Consider the following 15,880-nt stretch of genomic DNA (forward strand, 5'->3'; position numbering starts at 1 on the left):
ATAACCCTGGATAAATCTGAGTCTCAGGCCAACTCCCCCTTTACCAGAGGCACAAAGCGCACGGCTTCCACGGTGTCGATAATAAACTCGCCGCCGCGCCGACGAACGCGCTTCAACAGCTGCTGCTCGTCCCCGACGGGCAGAACAAGAATGCCCCCCTCATCCAGCTGCGACAAGAGCGCAGCGGGAATTTCAGGCGGAGCCGCCGTCACGATGATAGCGTCAAACGGGGCGCGAGCCTGCCAACCCTGCCATCCATCACCGTGTCGTGTCGAAACATTATGTAAATCAAGTTGTTTCAGGCGACGACGCGCCTGCCATTGCAAACCTTTGATCCGCTCTACGGAACAGACATGGTGTACCAGATGCGCCAGGATGGCGGTCTGATACCCCGACCCGGTGCCAATCTCCAGCACGCGTGAGTCGGGCGTGAGCTCCAGCAGCTCCGTCATCCGCGCCACCATATAAGGCTGCGAAATCGTCTGGCCTTGCCCGATGGGCAGCGCCACGTTTTCCCACGCTTTGTGTTCAAACGCCTCGTCTACAAATTTCTCACGCGGGACCTGAGCGAGCGCCTCAAGCACGTGCTCGTCGCGGATCCCCTGTGCGCGAAGTTGTTCCAGAAGAGTTTGTACACGTTTGCTTACCATTGCGCGTTCACTCCTGCGCGATCCAGCCAGCCCGACACCACATCATGCGCGCTATACGCGGTTAAATCTACGTGCAGCGGGGTAACCGAGACGTAGCCTTCATCCACGGCGGCAAAATCGGTGTCCGGACCCGCATCGCACTTATCGCCAGGAGGCCCTATCCAGTAAAGCGTGTTGCCGCGAGGATCCTGCTGCGGGATCACCTGATCGGCCGGGTGTCGGCTTCCGCATCGCGTAACGCGAATGCCTTTAATTTCACTGAGAGGAAGATCCGGCACGTTGATGTTGAGAATACGTCCGGTACGCAGCGGTTCGCGGCCGAGCGCCCGCAGGATCGAGCAGGTTACCGCGGCGGCGGTATCGTAGTGCGTGTGGCCGTTTAACGAGACCGCCAGCGCCGGGAACCCCAGATGGCGCCCCTCCATTGCCGCCGCTACCGTTCCGGAGTAAATCACGTCATCGCCAAGGTTCGGCCCGGCGTTGATGCCGGAGACGACGATATCCGGACGCGGCCGCATCAGCGCGTTCACGCCCAGAAAGACACAGTCGGTCGGCGTGCCCATCTGCACGGCAATATCGCCATTTTCAAAGGTAAAGGTGCGAAGCGACGACTCCAGCGTCAGCGAGTTAGACGCTCCACTGCGGTTACGATCGGGAGCCACAACCTGCACATCCGCAAATTCACGGAGGTGCTTCGCCAGGGTCTGAATGCCCGGCGCGTGGATCCCGTCATCGTTACTCAGCAATATTCGCATAATCACCCGAGGTGTTGATAAGTTCCCTGACAACACTGGTGGCAAAGCTACCTGCCGGCAGCCAGAAGCGTAACTCGACGGTTACGTCATCCCACCAGTTCCAGCTTAACTGCTGCGGATAGAGCAGCATCGCGCGGCGTGCTGCTTCGACTTTTTCCCGCACCAGCAAGGATTGTAATTCTGGCGCATCCGCCACCGCCGACTGCTCTGCGCTCAGCGCGTCGCCCTGGGTGCCCCAGTCGCCTGAGCCCGGCAAAGCTGCAGTAATCATCAGCGCTTTGGCATCCACGCGCGCCTGGACATCGGCCATTTCTTCGGCCGTTGCAACAAACCAGCTTCCGCGTCCCGCTAATTGTAGCGCATCGCCAACAACAACTTGATTCGCGTCCGGTTTTTTCAGCCTTTCGCTCACAATCTGATTAAACAACGCGCTGCGGGCCGCCGACAACCAAAAACTGCGTTTATTCCTGTCGCGCACCGGTGCATCGCTTTGCGCCCAGCGCAGCGCGCCCTGCAGGTTGCTGCCGCCAATGCCAAAGCGCTGCGCGCCAAAGTAGTTCGGTACGCCGCGGTCATTAATGGCATTCAGGCGTTTTTCAACGTCTTCACGGTCAGACACTTCGCGCAGCACCAGCGTAAACGCGTTGCCTTTCAACGCTCCCAGGCGCAGCTTGCGCTTGTGGCGGGCGTACTCCAGCACCTTACAGCCTTCAAGCTCAAATTTGCTTAAATCAGGCATCGTATTGCCGGGAACGCGCGCGCAGAGCCACTGCTCGGTGACGGCATGTTTATCTTTCTGCCCGGCAAAGCTCACTTCGCGGGCATGAATTTTGAGGAATTTTGCCAGCGCGTCGGCCACAAAGCGGGTATTGCAGCCATTTTTCAGAATACGCACCAGGATATGTTCGCCTTCGCCATCCGGCTCAAAGCCCAGATCCTCCACCACGAGGAAATCCTCCGGGCTGGCTTTCAGCACACCGTTCCCCTGCGGCTTACCGTGCAGGTACGTCAGGTTATCGAAGTCCGTCATTTTGTTGCCTTCACCAGCAGCGCCACGGCTTCACAGGCGATCCCTTCGCCACGACCGGTAAAGCCCAGTTTCTCCGTGGTGGTAGCTTTGACGTTGACGTCGTCCATATGGCAGCCCAGATCTTCGGCGATGAACACGCGCATCTGCGGAATGTGCGGCAGCATTTTCGGGGCCTGGGCAATAATCGTCACGTCGACGTTGCCGAGGGTGTAACCCTTGGCCTGAATGCGGCGCCACGCTTCGCGCAATAGTTCGCGGCTGTCTGCTCCTTTAAAGGCCGGATCGGTGTCCGGGAACAGCTTGCCGATATCGCCGAGCGCGGCAGCGCCGAGCAGCGCGTCGGTCAGCGCATGCAGCGCCACGTCGCCATCAGAATGCGCCAGCAGCCCTTTTTCGTAAGGAATACGTACGCCGCCAATGATAATTGGGCCAACGCCTCCAAAGGCGTGTACATCAAAACCGTGTCCAATTCGCATTATGCCTTCTCCTGATGGGTCGAACGGGTAAGATAAAATTCCGCGAGCTGTAAATCTTCCGGGCGCGTCACTTTTATATTATCAGCGCGTCCTTCAACAAGCGTTGGGTGAAAACCGCAATACTCCAGCGCGGAGGCTTCGTCCGTGATGGTCGCACCTTCGTTAAGCGCACGCGTTAAGCAGTCGTGGAGCAGTTCGCGGGGGAAAAATTGCGGCGTCAGCGCGTGCCATAAGTCGACGCGCTCAACGGTGTGGGCGATTGCATGCATGCCCGGCTCGGCGCGCTTCATGGTGTCGCGCACCGGCGCGGCCAGAATGCCGCCCACTTTGCTGGTTTCGCTCAGCGCCAGCAGGCGTGCCAGATCGTCCTGATGGAGACACGGACGCGCCGCGTCATGCACCAGTACCCACTGCGCGTTTCCGGCAGCCTGAATGCCTGCCAGCACGGAATCGGCGCGCTCGGCACCGCCATCGACAACGGTAATCTGTGGGTGGTTTGCCAGCGGCAGCTGCGCAAAACGCGCATCGCCGGAACTGATGGCGATGACCACGTGCGTCACCCGCGGGTGCGCCAGCAGCGCCGCCACGGCGTGCTCGAGGATCGTTTTATCGCCAATTGAGAGGTACTGCTTGGGACATTCTGTCTGCATGCGCCGGCCAAAACCTGCGGCCGGCACCACGGCACATACGTCCGAAAAAGTTGCTGCCATGTCGTAATCCTGGGCCTGATTATCGATTGTTTTGTGCTGAGCCCTGATTGCGTTTAGACGCATCCGGAACCAGACGATAAAAGGTTTCGCCCGGCTTAGTCATACTGAGTTCATTGCGCGCGCGTTCCTCAATCGCCTCTTGTCCGCCATTGAGGTCATCAATTTCAGCAAAGAGTTGATCGTTACGCGCCTTAAGTTTGGCGTTTGTTGCCTGCTGAGCCGCGACGTCATCGCTCACCCGGCTGTAGTCGTGCAGTCCGTTTTTACCGAACCACAGCGAATATTGCAGCCAGATTAGCAAAGCCAGCAACAGCAGCGTTAGTTTACCCATCCTGCCCCCTGAAAAAACGGCATCATCATCCCATAACTTTCCGTTCGACTCTACTGCGGGGTTTTAATTATGTCGCAAGTTAGCCCATCAGCCATAAAAACAGCAGACCAAAGATGACGACAACGGTGGCAATCGTGATAACCGTACTATACAGGAGCTTGCCGTTGAAAAGGGAGTGCAGCGCAACCCCAACAACGACCGCAACGGGCATCAGCGCCAGGAAGAAGGGCCAGGTGTAGAGAAAAAAGAAAAGGGTGTTACCCCCGTAGATCAAAAACGGGATACCCAGCGCCAGTAACCACGACGCAAAGCCGACTATCGCCCCAGGGAAGGACCAGGTCGTCTCGTCATCGGTGGTTAACGGTTCCGACCCGGTGGTGATAATGTAGTTTTCACTGTTGCGCATAGCTAATCCTGTGACCGTGACTCATCGTTCGGGAAGACAGCTCCCGAACGATACCGCCTCAGGATCTGATAATATCGTCCCGTCTGAGCAGGTCTAATAATTGGCTTACTAAATTTGTTACCAATTGTTGACCCTTCAGATGAATCTCAGGCGATTCAGGCGCTTCGTAAACCGAGTCAATTCCGGTGAAGTTTCGCAGCTCGCCGGCACGCGCTTTTTTATACAGCCCTTTCGGATCGCGCGCTTCACAGATCTCCAGCGGCGTATCGACAAACACTTCAATAAAGCGATCCTGGCCCACGCGCTCGCGCACCATCTGGCGTTCGGCGCGGTGCGGTGAGATAAACGCCGTCAGCACCACCAGCCCGGCGTCCGCCATCAGGCTGGCAACCTCCCCCACCCGGCGAATGTTCTCTTTACGGTCGTCGTCGCTGAACCCCAAATCGCTGCACAGGCCGTGACGCACGTTGTCGCCATCCAGCAGGTAGGTACTCACTCCCTGCTGATGCAGCGCCTCTTCCAGCGCGCCCGCTACCGTGGATTTACCGGAGCCAGACAGCCCGGTAAACCACAGCACAACCCCACGGTGGCCGTGGAGCTGTTCGCGCTGGGCGACGGTGACCGGATGAGGATGCCAGACGACGTTCTCATCATGGGCGGCCATTACTTACCTCCCAGCAGATCGCGGACGCCCCAGTGCGGGAAGTGCTTACGCACCAGCGCGTTAAGTTCCAGTTCGAAGGCGCTGAATTCCGAGGCCGCGGTCGCCTGCTCGTTTGGCTCACGCACCATCCCCGCGCCGACGGTAACGTTCGTCAGACGGTCGATAAAGATCAGCCCGCCGGTTACCGGGTTCTGCTGATACGGATCCAGCACCAGCGGCTCGTCGAAGGTCAGATCCACCAGGCCAATACCGTTCAGCGGCAGCTCGCTCACGTCACGGTGGGTCAGGTTGTTGATGTCCACCTGGAACTGAATGCCGTCCACGCGGGCGCGGGTTTTCTTGCCCGCAATTTTGATGTCGTAGCTCTGGCCTGCTGTCAGCGGCTGTTCGGCCATCCACACCACGTCCACGGACGCGCCCTGCACCGCCGCCAACGTCTCCTGCGCGTCGACCAGCAGGTCGCCGCGGCTGATGTCAATTTCGTCTTTCAGCACCAGCGTGACCGCTTCCCCTGCCCCGGCTTCCTGCAGGTCACCGTCGAACGTCACGATGCGAGCGATAGCCGACTCCACACCCGATGGCAGCACCTTGACGCGCTGCCCCACCTTCACGGCGCCGGAGGCGATAGTGCCGGAGAAGCCGCGGAAATCGAGGTTAGGACGGTTAACGTACTGCACCGGGAAGCGCATCGGCTGGGTGTCGACCACGCGCTGGATCTCAACGGTCTCCAGCACTTCCAGCAGCGTCGGGCCGCTGTACCACGGCATGTTCGCGCTCTGTGAGGCGACGTTATCGCCTTCCAGCGCCGAAAGCGGCACAAAACGAATATCCAGGTTGCCCGGCAGCTGTTCGGCAAAGGTCAGGTAGCTCTGGCGGATCTCCTCGAATTTCTCTTCGCTGAAGTTCACCAGATCCATCTTGTTGACCGCCACCACCAGATGTTTGATCCCCAGCAGCGTCGAGATAAAGCTGTGGCGGCGGGTCTGATCCAGCACGCCTTTACGCGCGTCCATCAGCAGAATCGCCAGATCGCAGGTAGAGGCGCCGGTCGCCATATTACGGGTGTACTGCTCGTGCCCTGGCGTGTCGGCAATAATAAATTTGCGCTTTTCGGTCGAGAAGTAGCGGTAGGCCACGTCAATGGTGATGCCCTGCTCGCGCTCCGCCTGCAGGCCGTCCACCAGCAGCGCCAGGTCGAGTTTTTCGCCCTGGGTACCGTGACGCTTGCTGTCGTTGTGCAGGGAAGAGAGCTGATCTTCATAAATCTGGCGCGTATCGTGCAGCAGGCGGCCAATCAGGGTACTTTTCCCGTCATCCACGCTGCCGCAGGTCAGAAAACGCAGCAGGCTTTTGTGCTGTTGCGCGTGCAGATACGCTTCGACGCCGCCTTCGTTGGCAATTTGTTGAGCAATAGTGGTGTTCATGGCGGCTCCTTAGAAATAACCCTGACGTTTCTTCAGCTCCATGGAGCCGGCCTGGTCGCGGTCAATCACGCGCCCCTGTCGCTCGCTGGTGGTGGACACCAGCATCTCTTCGATGATCTCCGGCAGCGTCTGCGCGTTGGATTCCACCGCGCCGGTCAGCGGCCAGCAGCCGAGGGTACGGAAACGCACCATCTGTTTTTTGATCACTTCACCCGGCTGCAGGTCGATGCGATCGTCGTCGATCATCATCAGCATGCCGTCGCGCTCCAGCACCGGGCGCTCGGCGGCCAGATAAAGTGGCACGATCTCAATATTTTCCAGATAGATGTACTGCCAGATATCCAGCTCGGTCCAGTTGGAGAGCGGGAAGACGCGAATGCTTTCGCCCTTGTTGATCTGGCCGTTGTAGTTGTGCCACAGCTCCGGGCGCTGGTTTTTCGGGTCCCAGCGGTGGAAGCGATCGCGGAAGGAGTAGATACGCTCTTTGGCGCGGGATTTCTCTTCATCACGGCGCGCGCCGCCGAAAGCCGCGTCGAAACCGTATTTGTTCAACGCCTGCTTCAGCCCTTCGGTTTTCATGATATCGGTATGCTTGGCGCTACCGTGCACGAACGGGTTAATGCCCATCGCCACCCCTTCCGGGTTTTTATGCACCAGAAGCTCGCAGCCGTAGGCTTTCGCGGTACGGTCGCGGAACTCGTACATTTCGCGGAATTTCCAGCCGGTATCCACGTGCAGCAGCGGGAACGGCAGCGTACCTGGATAAAACGCTTTACGCGCCAGATGCAGCATGACGCTGGAATCTTTACCGATGGAGTACATCATCACCGGGTTAGAAAACTCGGCGGCCACTTCGCGGATAATATGGATACTCTCCGCTTCAAGCTGCCGCAGGTGTGTAAGACGTTTTTGGTCCATAACCGTTCCTTAAGCCAAATTTACGACAGAAGAACCAAAGCCTTCTGTATCGGTTGTGTTCTGAAACCAGGCGAGCGTGCTGTGCAGCTGCACCACTTCCCCCACCACAATCAGGGCGGGCATCGGGGCGTCTTTCGCCAGGGTTGCAAGATGTTCCAGCGTGCCCGTCGCAACGTGCTGATCGACGCGCGTGCCGCGAGAAATGACGGCAACGGGCGTCGTCGCCTCGCGACCGTGCTGAATAAGCTGTTCACTGATGTCTGCCGCCTTCATCGTGCCCATGTAGATCGCCAGCGTCTGGCGGCTCTGGGCGAGATGCGACCAGTCGAACGGAGTGCTGTCGGCCTTGTAGTGGCCGGTTACAAAGGTCACGCTCTGGGCGTAATCGCGATGGGTCAGCGGAATACCGGCGTAGGCCGTCACCGCAGAGGCCGCCGTGATGCCGGGCACCACCTGGAACGGTACGCCCGCCTCGGCTGCCGCCTGCAGCTCTTCACCGCCGCGACCGAAAATAAACGGATCGCCCCCTTTCAGGCGCACCACGGTTTTACCCGCTTTGGCGGCATCAACCAGCATCTGGTTGGTGTCGTGCTGTGGCACCGAGTGCTCGCCAGCCCGTTTGCCGACGCAGATTTGCTCCGCGTCGCGACGGATCAACTCGCGCACGCCGTCGGTGACCAGATGGTCGTAGAACACCACGTCCGCGTCCTGCAAAACCTGCAGGCCACGCAGCGTCAGCAGCCCGGCATCGCCCGGCCCTGCCCCCACAAGAATGATCTCCCCGCTCGTGTTGCCGGGGTTATCCAGTTCGTCTTCGAGGATTTTCTGCGCCGCCGTTTCATTACCGGCATGCATCAGGCTGGCAAAGCGGCCGCGAAACACGCGCTCCCAGAAGCGACGGCGTTCCGTCACGCTGGTCAGACGGTTTTTTAAATGGTTGCGCCAGTAGCTGGCTTTCTCCGCCATGCGTCCGAGGCTGGTCGGCAGCAGCGCTTCGATTTTTTCCCGCAGGACGCGCGCCAGCACCGGCGCGGTGCCGCCGGAGGAGATCGCCACCAGCAGCGGCGAACGGTCAACGATCGACGGGAAGATAAATGAGCATAAAGGCTGGTCGTCCACCACGTTCACCAGACGGTGACGGACCTGGGCGGCTTCAGAGACACGCCGGTTCAGTTCCCGATTTTCAGTTGCCGCAATCACCAGCACCACACTGTCGAGTTGTGACTCGTCGAAATCCGCCTCTTCAACGACACGCACCTGTGCCCCTGCACGCTGCAGAAACGCGATTTTGCGATCGGCAATTTCACCCGTGCCGACAACCAGTACCGGTCGGTCTTTTAAGGCGGCAAAAAGGGGCAGATAGTCCACAGGCAACAACTCACTAACAACGAGGAATAGAGGGACTATAGGGGGCGGCTTAGATCGAATGAAATTACGAATTGGAATGAGTAGTTACTCAATGGAATAACGACATGAAAAAGCAAATACCAAAAAGTGCTTAACTCGCGACATTTCGGGCATTTAAGAGCAATTCAAATTGTGTATGGACGATCACAGTTTCATACTATGCACGTTATTATTTTGCTCTGTTTTTAAGGACTCACTATGTTTTCCGCAACGCGCCACCGTATTGCTGCCCTGGCGCTCGGCGTTTGCTTTATCCTTCCGGCTCAGGCAAAAAATCAACCTTATGGTGAAATCGCCACTATGCAGGCGCGGCATATTGCGACGGTTTTCCCTGGCCGCATGACCGGTTCACCCGCGGAGATGCTCTCCGCCGACTATATTCGCCAGCAGTTTGCACAGATGGGCTACCAGAGTGATATTCGCTCGTTTCACAGCCGCTACATCTATACCTCACGCAATAAAACGCAGAACTGGCATAACGTGACCGGCAGTACGGTGATTGCAGCGCACGAAGGAAAGGCGGCTGAGCAGATCATTATCATGGCTCACCTGGATACCTACGCGCCAATGAGCGACGCCGATATTGATAATAACCTTGGGGGACTGACGCTGCAGGGTATGGACGACAACGCAGCGGGTCTCGGCGTGATGCTTGAACTGGCTGAACGCCTTAAGAATATCCCGACGAAATACGGTATTCGCTTTGTGGCGACCAGCGGCGAAGAAGAAGGGAAACTCGGCGCTGAGAATCTCCTTAAACGGATGAGCGCCGAGGAGAAGAAAAATACGCTGCTGGTGATTAACCTCGATAATCTGATCGTGGGCGATAAGCTCTATTTTAATAGCGGACAGAGCACGCCGAGCAGCGTGCGTAAACTCACCCGCGACCGCGCGCTGGCGCTTGCCCGTACGCATGGCGTCTATGCCGCGACAAACCCAGGCGGTAACCCGGATTATCCAAAAGGCACTGGCTGTTGTAATGACGGAGAAGTGTTTGATAAGGCAGGCATTCCGGTGCTGTACGTCGAGGCGACGAACTGGGCGCTGGGCAAAAAAGATGGCTATCAGCAGCGCGCTAAATCGAAAGCGTTCCCGGACGGGACCAGCTGGCATAATGTGCAGCTGGATAACCAGCAGCACATAGACAGTGCCCTGCCGCAGCGGATTGAACATCGCAGCCGCGACGTGGTGAAGGTGATGCTGCCGCTGGTGAAGGAGCTGGCGAAAGCGGGGAAAGCCTAGCGCGTTATTTTCCCCCTCACCCTAACCCTCTCCCCTTAGGGGAGAGGGGATCGCACGGAGCCGTCTTTTCCCCCTCGCCCCTTTGGTGAGAGGGGATCGCACGAAGCCGTCTTTTCCCCCTCGCCCCTTTGGTGAGAGGGGCTCGCACGAAGCCGTCTTTTCCCCCTCTCCCCTTTGGGGAGAGGGCAGGGGTGAGGGGTAGTATCTTTACCCTTCGTGCAGCCCGCACTCGCGCTTCAGCCCGAAAAATCGCGTCTCTTCTTCCGCCATTCCCGGTTCCCATTTGCGCGTGGTGTGGGTGTCGCCCACCGACAGGTAGCCCTGGTCCCACAGCGGATGGTACTTCAGCCCGTGTTTTTGCAGATACTGATACACCGTCCGGTTATCCCAGTCGATAATCGGCAGCACTTTGAACACGCCGCGTTGAACCGCCAGCACCGGTAGCGTGGCGCGGCTTCCCGACTGCTCGCGGCGCAGGCCGGCAAACCAGGTCTGCGCGTTTAGCTCTTTCAGCGCCCGGTTCATCGGCTCAACTTTGTTGATCTCATTGTATTTTTCAATGCCCTCAACGCCCTGCTCCCACAGTTTGCCGTAGCGCGCCTCCTGCCAGGCCGCGCTTTCCGTGGCGCGGTAGACTTTGAGGTTCAGCCTGAGCTTGTCCGTCAGCTCGTCAATAAACTGATAGGTTTCCGGGAACAGGTAGCCGGTATCGGTGAGGATCACCGGAATGTCCGGACGGATCTGATTCACCAGATGCAGGCTGACTGCCGCCTGAATACCAAAGCTCGACGAGAGCACATAGTCTCCCGGCAGGTTTTCCAGCGCCCACGCCACGCGCCCTTCGGCATCCAGCGTTTCAAGGTGGGCGTTAGTTTCTGAAAGCTGAAGAATGCGTTCGACTTTTGGCAGTTCATTCAGGGCATTTAGATCGAGTACGGACATAATTACCTCTCGTGGTTACTCCCAGAAATCCCTTGCGGGATCGAGCACCGGGCGAATGATGCCCGCACGTACCGTAAAGTCGCCGAAGCCTTCACCCGCTTCGCGCTCTTTCGCCCAGCGCCCGACAAGCTCGTCGATGGAATCAAGAATTTCCGTCTCGGTGATGTTCTCGCGGAACATGCGCGGAATGCGCGTGCCGATACGGTTACCGCCCAGGTGCAGGTTATAGCGGCCCGGCGCTTTGCCTACCAGCCCCAGTTCGGCCAGCATCGCTCGACCGCAGCCGTTCGGGCAGCCCGTCACGCGCATAACAATATGCTCGTCCGGAATACCGTGTTTTTCCAGAATCGCTTCCACTTTATCGGTGAATGACGGCAGGAAACGTTCCGCTTCGGCCATCGCCAGCGGGCAGGTCGGGAACGACACGCAGGCCATCGAGTTTTCACGCTGCGGTTTGACCGCATCCATCAACCCGTGATCGCGCGCCAGCTTCTCGATCTTCGCCTTCTGGCTCTCCGGCACGCCGGCAACGATCAGGTTCTGGTTAGCGGTAATGCGGAACTCGCCTTTGTGGATCTTCGCAATTTCCAGCAGACCGGTTTTCAGCGGACGGCCCGGATAATCCAGAATACGGCCGTTTTCAATAAACAGCGTCAGGTGCCATTTATTGTCGATCCCTTTCACCCAGCCGATGCGATCGCCGCGACCGGTGAATTCGTAAGGGCGGATCGGCTCAAATTTTATCCCCGCGCGACGCTCCACTTCCTCTTTGAACGTCTCCACGCCCACGCGCTCCAGGGTGTATTTGGTTTTCGCGTTTTTACGATCGGTACGGTTGCCCCAGTCGCGCTGGGTGGTCACCACCGCTTCTGCCACGGCCAGCGTGTGCTCCAGCGGCAGGAAACCGAACTCGCTTGCGGTGCGGGCGTAGGTTTTCTTGTTACCGTGCTCAATAGACAGGCCGCCGCCCACCAGCAGGTTAAAGCCAATCAGCTTGCCGTTTTCGGCAATCGCCACGAAGTTCATGTCGTTGGCGTGCAGATCGATATCGTTCTGCGGAGGGATCACCACGGTAGTTTTAAACTTACGCGGCAGGTAGGTCTGACCGAGGATCGGTTCTTCGTCGGTGGTGGCGACTTTCTCCTGATCGAGCCAGATCTCCGCGTAGGCGCGGGTGCGCGGCAGGAGGTGCTCGGAGATCTTCTTCGCCCACTCATACGCTTCGGCGTGCAGCTCGGACTCGTACGGGTTCGAGGTGCAGAGCACGTTACGGTTCATGTCGTTGGCGGTCGCCAGCGCGTCCAGCCCGACGGAGTGGAGCATCTGGTGAACCGGCTTGACGTTCTTCTTCAGAATGCCGTGGAACTGGAAGGTCTGACGGTTGGTCAGGCGGATGCTGCCATAAATTGTATTTTCACCGGCAAACTTATCGATCGCCTGCCACTGTTTGGTGGTGATCACCCCGCCCGGCAGGCGGCAGCGCAGCAGCATGGCGTGGCGAGGCTCCAGCTTCTGTTCAGCGCGCTCGGCACGGATATCGCGGTCGTCCTGCTGATACATGCCGTGGAAGCGGATCAACAGGAAGTTGTCGCCTTTGAAGCCGCCGGTGAGACCGTCATTCAGATCTTCAGCAATGGTGCCGCGCAGATAGTTGCTTTCCAGCTTCATGCGCTCGGCGTCTGTCAGTTTACCTTCGACCACCAGTGGCCCTGGATGTTTTTCGCTCATTAGTAGACATCTCGCTGATAACGGCGCTCAACGCGCAGCTCACTTAAAAATTCATCCGCCGCTTCGGCATCCATACCGCCGAACTCGGCAATCACTTCCAGCAGTGCCTGCTCAACGTCTTTCGCCATGCGATTGGCGTCGCCGCAGACATAAATGTGGGCACCGTCATTGATCCAGCGCCACAGCTCTGCGCCCTGTTCGCGCAGTTTGTCTTGTACGTATATTTTTTCTTTCTGGTCGCGGGACCAGGCCAGGTCAATGCGGGTCAGTACGCCTTCTTTGACGTAGCGCTGCCACTCAACCTGGTAGAGGAAATCTTCGGTAAAGTGCGGGTTGCCGAAGAACAGCCAGTTTTTGCCCGGCGCTTCGTCTGCAGCACGCTGCTGCATGAAGGCGCGGAACGGCGCAATGCCGGTGCCCGGTCCAATCATGATGACCGGGGTCTCAGGGTTCGCCGGCAGGCGGAAGTTGTCGTTGTGCTCGATAAAGACGCGCACTTCGCCCTCTTCTTCCACGCGATCGGCCAGGAAGCTCGACGCGCCACCCGCGCGAGCGCGGCCTTCGATGTCGTAGCGCACCACGCCGACGGTAACGTGAACTTCGCTTTCCACTTCCGCCTGGGAAGAGGCAATGGAGTACAGGCGCGGGGTCAGCGGACGCAGCAGGCCGATCAGCGCGTCGGCATCCAGCTGTGCCGGAGAGAAACGCACCATATCGACAATCGGCGTCGTAGCGGCGTAATGCTGCAGCTTCGCCTTATCGCCCACCAGCGGCAGCAGCGATTCGCTGCGCGTTAAGGTGGCGTAATTTTCAACGATATTCGGGGTGTTCACAGTCAGCTCGAAATGCCACTGCAGCGCCTCGGAGAGCGGCAGCGTTTTGCCCTCCACGGTGACAGGCTCATCACCCTTCAGCCACAGCAGCTCGACCAGCTCTTTCACCAGCGCCGGATCGTTCTGATACCAGACGCCCAGCGCATCCCCAGGCTGATAGCGCAGGCCGGAGTCGCCAAGATCGATTTCAATATGGCGCACGTCTTTTTCCGAGTCGCGACCGGTAATTTTCTGGTTCACCGACAGGCTCGCCGTCAGCGGCGCCTCTTTGGTGTAGGGGCTGGTGTGGATCTCATTGACGGTGCCCGCAGCGGTTACGGCAGCCTGCGCCGGGGTCTCTTTCGGGACGCGGGCTTTCAGCACCTCAACGATGCGCGCGCGCCATTCGGCGGCGGCCGTCTGGTATTCCACATCCGCGTCCACGCGGTCCAGCAGGCGCTCCGCGCCCAGCTCCGCCAGCTTGCTGTCGAAGTCTTTACCGGACTGGCAGAAGAATTCATAGGAGGTATCGCCCAGGCCAAATACGGCAAACGCCGTGCCATCCAGCTTCGGCGCTTTTTTCGAGAACAGGAACTTATGCAGCGCCACCGCTTCTTCAGCAGGTTCACCTTCACCCTGCGTAGAAGCCACCACCACCAGCAGTTTTTCTGACGCGATTTGCTTGAATTTATAATCCCCGGCGTTGACCAGGTTCACGTTCAGTTTGGCGGCCAGCAGGTCGTCACGCAGCGCTTCGGCCACGCGGCGTGCGTTGCCCGTTTGCGAGGCGCTGATCAGCGTAATGGCCGGAATTTCCACGGCCGTTGCCGGTGCGCCCGCCACAGCGCCAGGCTGCTGGTTGAGCATTCCCCAGAAATAACCGGAGACCCAGGCAAGCTGAGTGGGAGAAAAATCAGAGGTGGCAGCCTGAAGGCGCGCCAGTTGCTCCGGGTTCAGGGGAAGCAAGTTTGAAGGTGGGGCCTGTGTTGTCATGCGTCGTTATGTTCCAGTAGCCAAGCGGACTTTAAGCGAATAAATCCAAACTGAAGATAAGGTTAACGGCGTGGATAATAACAATTAAAGAAGGGATGGAAATAATAAATAACCAAATGGACTAACCTGTTTTAGTTATCGTTCTTAACGATAAAAACGATTAAATAACCTATTGAAATGCAATAATAAAAATAGATAAAGCCCCTGAATGTGAGGCTGGTGTCGTTCAGAGCCGTTTTAGTTAATGCTAAAAATTGTGCTTTCCGGTACTATGCGGCGGTTTTTTCCGCATTACTGAGAGCGATCATGTCCACCACACTGTTTAAAGATTTCACCTTCGAAGCCGCCCACCACCTTCCGCATGTGCCTGAAGGGCATAAATGCGGCCGCCTGCACGGGCATTCGTTCATGGTGCGTCTTGAGATCACCGGTGAAGTTGATCCGCATACCGGTTGGATCATGGACTTTGCCGAGCTGAAAGCCGCGTTTAAGCCGACCTACGATCGTCTGGATCACTACTACCTGAATGAAATCCCGGGTCTTGAAAACCCGACCAGCGAAGTGCTGGCAAAATGGATTTGGGATCAGATGAAGCCGCTGGTACCGCTGCTGAGCGCGGTGATGATCAAAGAGACCTGCACGGCAGGCTGCGTGTATCGCGGAGAGTAAAAAAAAGCCCGGCAAACCGGGCTTTTTTTTAGGCAATATTCAGGTACTTGTGCGTCTGCATCGACAGGCGCCAGTTGCGCGCAATGCAGGTTTCAATGCACAGGCGCGTCGCATCCTCTTTCTGGCTGATCGGCTGCAGGGCAATCACCCGCTGCTTCTCATCCGTCAGCGTTGCCAGCAGTTCATCCAGCGCTTCGATATCACGCACGCGCCCTACCGGGTGCTTGATTTCATCCGCGCGCTCCAGCGCCTGAGACAGCACGTTATACCCGCCGCGCATATTCACTTTTGGCGATACCGTCACCCAGGTGGTATGCGAGCAGCGCACTTCATGGGTGCCGCTGGTCTCGATCTGGCAGCTGTAGCCGTTCTTTTCGAGCAGCTCGGTCAGCGGCGTCAGATCGTGGATGCAGGGTTCACCGCCGGTGATCACGACGTGGCGCGCCGTCCAGCCCTGACGACCAATAATGGCCAGCAGATCCTCTGGACTGCCCGCGCCCCACTTATCGCTCTCTTTAGTTTTCGCCAGAATGCTAAACAGCGACACTTCCCGATCTGCGAGCTTATCCCACGTATGTTTGGTATCACACCAGGCACAGCCAACCGGGCATCCCTGTAAACGAATGAAAATAGCGGGAACGCCGGTAAAGTAACCCTCGCCTTGCAGGGTCTGGAACATCTCGTTAATCGGGTACTGCATAGTCATCTCAGTAAAGGGGATAA

Annotated in this window: 17 protein-coding genes; 2 read left to right on the forward strand and 15 right to left on the reverse strand. The window is 58.0% G+C overall.

What is annotated here, in order from left to right:
* Positions 1–23: 23 nt before the first annotated feature.
* The 11 genes from ACR42C_RS18025 to cysG all read right to left on the reverse strand — a co-directional run bounded on the left by ACR42C_RS18025 (position 24) and on the right by cysG (position 8,723).
* Positions 24–650 carry a protein-L-isoaspartate(D-aspartate) O-methyltransferase gene (locus ACR42C_RS18025; RefSeq protein ID WP_000253882.1) on the reverse strand — a complete coding sequence of 209 codons (627 nt, stop codon included), beginning with the start codon at positions 648–650 and terminating at the stop codon, positions 24–26.
* Positions 644–1,405, reverse strand: coding sequence for a 5'/3'-nucleotidase SurE (gene surE / locus ACR42C_RS18030; protein ID WP_316380131.1), 762 nt, complete (start codon positions 1,403–1,405; stop codon positions 644–646). The genes ACR42C_RS18025 and surE overlap by 7 nt, the downstream gene beginning before the upstream one ends.
* A complete protein-coding gene (gene truD / locus ACR42C_RS18035; RefSeq protein WP_316380130.1) occupies positions 1,386–2,435 on the reverse strand; it encodes a tRNA pseudouridine(13) synthase TruD in 1,050 nt (349 codons plus the stop codon). Before truD ends, surE begins: the two co-directional genes overlap by 20 nt.
* On the reverse strand, positions 2,432–2,911 hold the full coding sequence (gene ispF, locus ACR42C_RS18040; protein WP_116343469.1) for a 2-C-methyl-D-erythritol 2,4-cyclodiphosphate synthase: 480 nt from the start codon (positions 2,909–2,911) through the stop codon (positions 2,432–2,434). Before ispF ends, truD begins: the two co-directional genes overlap by 4 nt.
* Entirely contained in the window at positions 2,911–3,621 is a 711-nt protein-coding gene (gene ispD, locus ACR42C_RS18045; RefSeq protein ID WP_116343470.1) for a 2-C-methyl-D-erythritol 4-phosphate cytidylyltransferase, read from the reverse strand. Before ispD ends, ispF begins: the two co-directional genes overlap by 1 nt.
* Positions 3,622–3,640: 19 nt before the next feature.
* Positions 3,641–3,952, reverse strand: a complete 312-nt coding sequence (gene ftsB / locus ACR42C_RS18050) for a cell division protein FtsB (protein WP_008499609.1) — start codon at positions 3,950–3,952, stop codon at positions 3,641–3,643.
* A gap of 79 nt (positions 3,953–4,031) precedes the next feature.
* A complete protein-coding gene (locus tag ACR42C_RS18055; protein WP_080330142.1) occupies positions 4,032–4,358 on the reverse strand; it encodes a DUF3561 family protein in 327 nt (108 codons plus the stop codon).
* Between the two features lie 58 nt (positions 4,359–4,416).
* Positions 4,417–5,022 (reverse strand): adenylyl-sulfate kinase, encoded by a 606-nt coding sequence (gene cysC / locus ACR42C_RS18060; protein ID WP_080330141.1) that lies wholly within the window; start codon positions 5,020–5,022, stop codon positions 4,417–4,419.
* Positions 5,022–6,446 (reverse strand): sulfate adenylyltransferase subunit CysN, encoded by a 1,425-nt coding sequence (gene cysN / locus ACR42C_RS18065; RefSeq protein ID WP_316380129.1) that lies wholly within the window; start codon positions 6,444–6,446, stop codon positions 5,022–5,024. The genes cysC and cysN overlap by 1 nt, the downstream gene beginning before the upstream one ends.
* 9 nt (positions 6,447–6,455) lie before the next feature.
* The gene (gene cysD, locus ACR42C_RS18070; RefSeq protein ID WP_008499613.1) at positions 6,456–7,364 is read right to left on the reverse strand and encodes a sulfate adenylyltransferase subunit CysD; all 909 of its coding nucleotides are present in this window, start codon (positions 7,362–7,364) and stop codon (positions 6,456–6,458) included.
* Positions 7,365–7,373: 9 nt separating this feature from the next.
* Positions 7,374–8,723 carry a siroheme synthase CysG gene (gene cysG / locus ACR42C_RS18075; protein ID WP_316380199.1) on the reverse strand — a complete coding sequence of 450 codons (1,350 nt, stop codon included), beginning with the start codon at positions 8,721–8,723 and terminating at the stop codon, positions 7,374–7,376.
* A 246-nt stretch (positions 8,724–8,969) separates the two neighbouring features.
* Between cysG and ACR42C_RS18080 the strand changes: the two genes are divergently transcribed.
* Positions 8,970–10,013: an aminopeptidase gene (locus tag ACR42C_RS18080; protein ID WP_116343473.1), complete on the forward strand. Its 1,044-nt coding sequence runs from the start codon at positions 8,970–8,972 to the stop codon at positions 10,011–10,013.
* A gap of 207 nt (positions 10,014–10,220) precedes the next feature.
* Here ACR42C_RS18080 and cysH read toward each other — a convergent pair whose 3' ends face one another.
* Genes cysH through cysJ form a run of 3 tightly spaced genes read right to left on the reverse strand, consistent with a single transcriptional unit; the run spans position 10,221 to position 14,488 of the window.
* The gene (gene cysH, locus ACR42C_RS18085; protein WP_116343474.1) at positions 10,221–10,955 is read right to left on the reverse strand and encodes a phosphoadenosine phosphosulfate reductase; all 735 of its coding nucleotides are present in this window, start codon (positions 10,953–10,955) and stop codon (positions 10,221–10,223) included.
* A gap of 15 nt (positions 10,956–10,970) precedes the next feature.
* Positions 10,971–12,683, reverse strand: coding sequence for an assimilatory sulfite reductase (NADPH) hemoprotein subunit (cysI, locus tag ACR42C_RS18090; RefSeq protein ID WP_116343475.1), 1,713 nt, complete (start codon positions 12,681–12,683; stop codon positions 10,971–10,973).
* Positions 12,683–14,488, reverse strand: coding sequence for an NADPH-dependent assimilatory sulfite reductase flavoprotein subunit (cysJ, locus tag ACR42C_RS18095; RefSeq protein ID WP_116343476.1), 1,806 nt, complete (start codon positions 14,486–14,488; stop codon positions 12,683–12,685). Before cysJ ends, cysI begins: the two co-directional genes overlap by 1 nt.
* A 306-nt stretch (positions 14,489–14,794) precedes the next feature.
* On the opposite strand from cysJ, the gene queD reads away from it, so the two are divergent.
* Positions 14,795–15,157, forward strand: a complete 363-nt coding sequence (queD, locus tag ACR42C_RS18100; protein WP_014885039.1) for a 6-carboxytetrahydropterin synthase QueD — start codon at positions 14,795–14,797, stop codon at positions 15,155–15,157.
* A 28-nt stretch (positions 15,158–15,185) separates the two neighbouring features.
* On the opposite strand, the gene queE is transcribed toward queD, so the two are convergent.
* On the reverse strand, positions 15,186–15,857 hold the full coding sequence (gene queE, locus ACR42C_RS18105; protein ID WP_316380127.1) for a 7-carboxy-7-deazaguanine synthase QueE: 672 nt from the start codon (positions 15,855–15,857) through the stop codon (positions 15,186–15,188).
* Positions 15,858–15,880: the final 23 nt, after the last annotated feature.

The sequence above is a fragment of the Enterobacter sp. MG-EB028 genome, assembly GCF_056673305.1.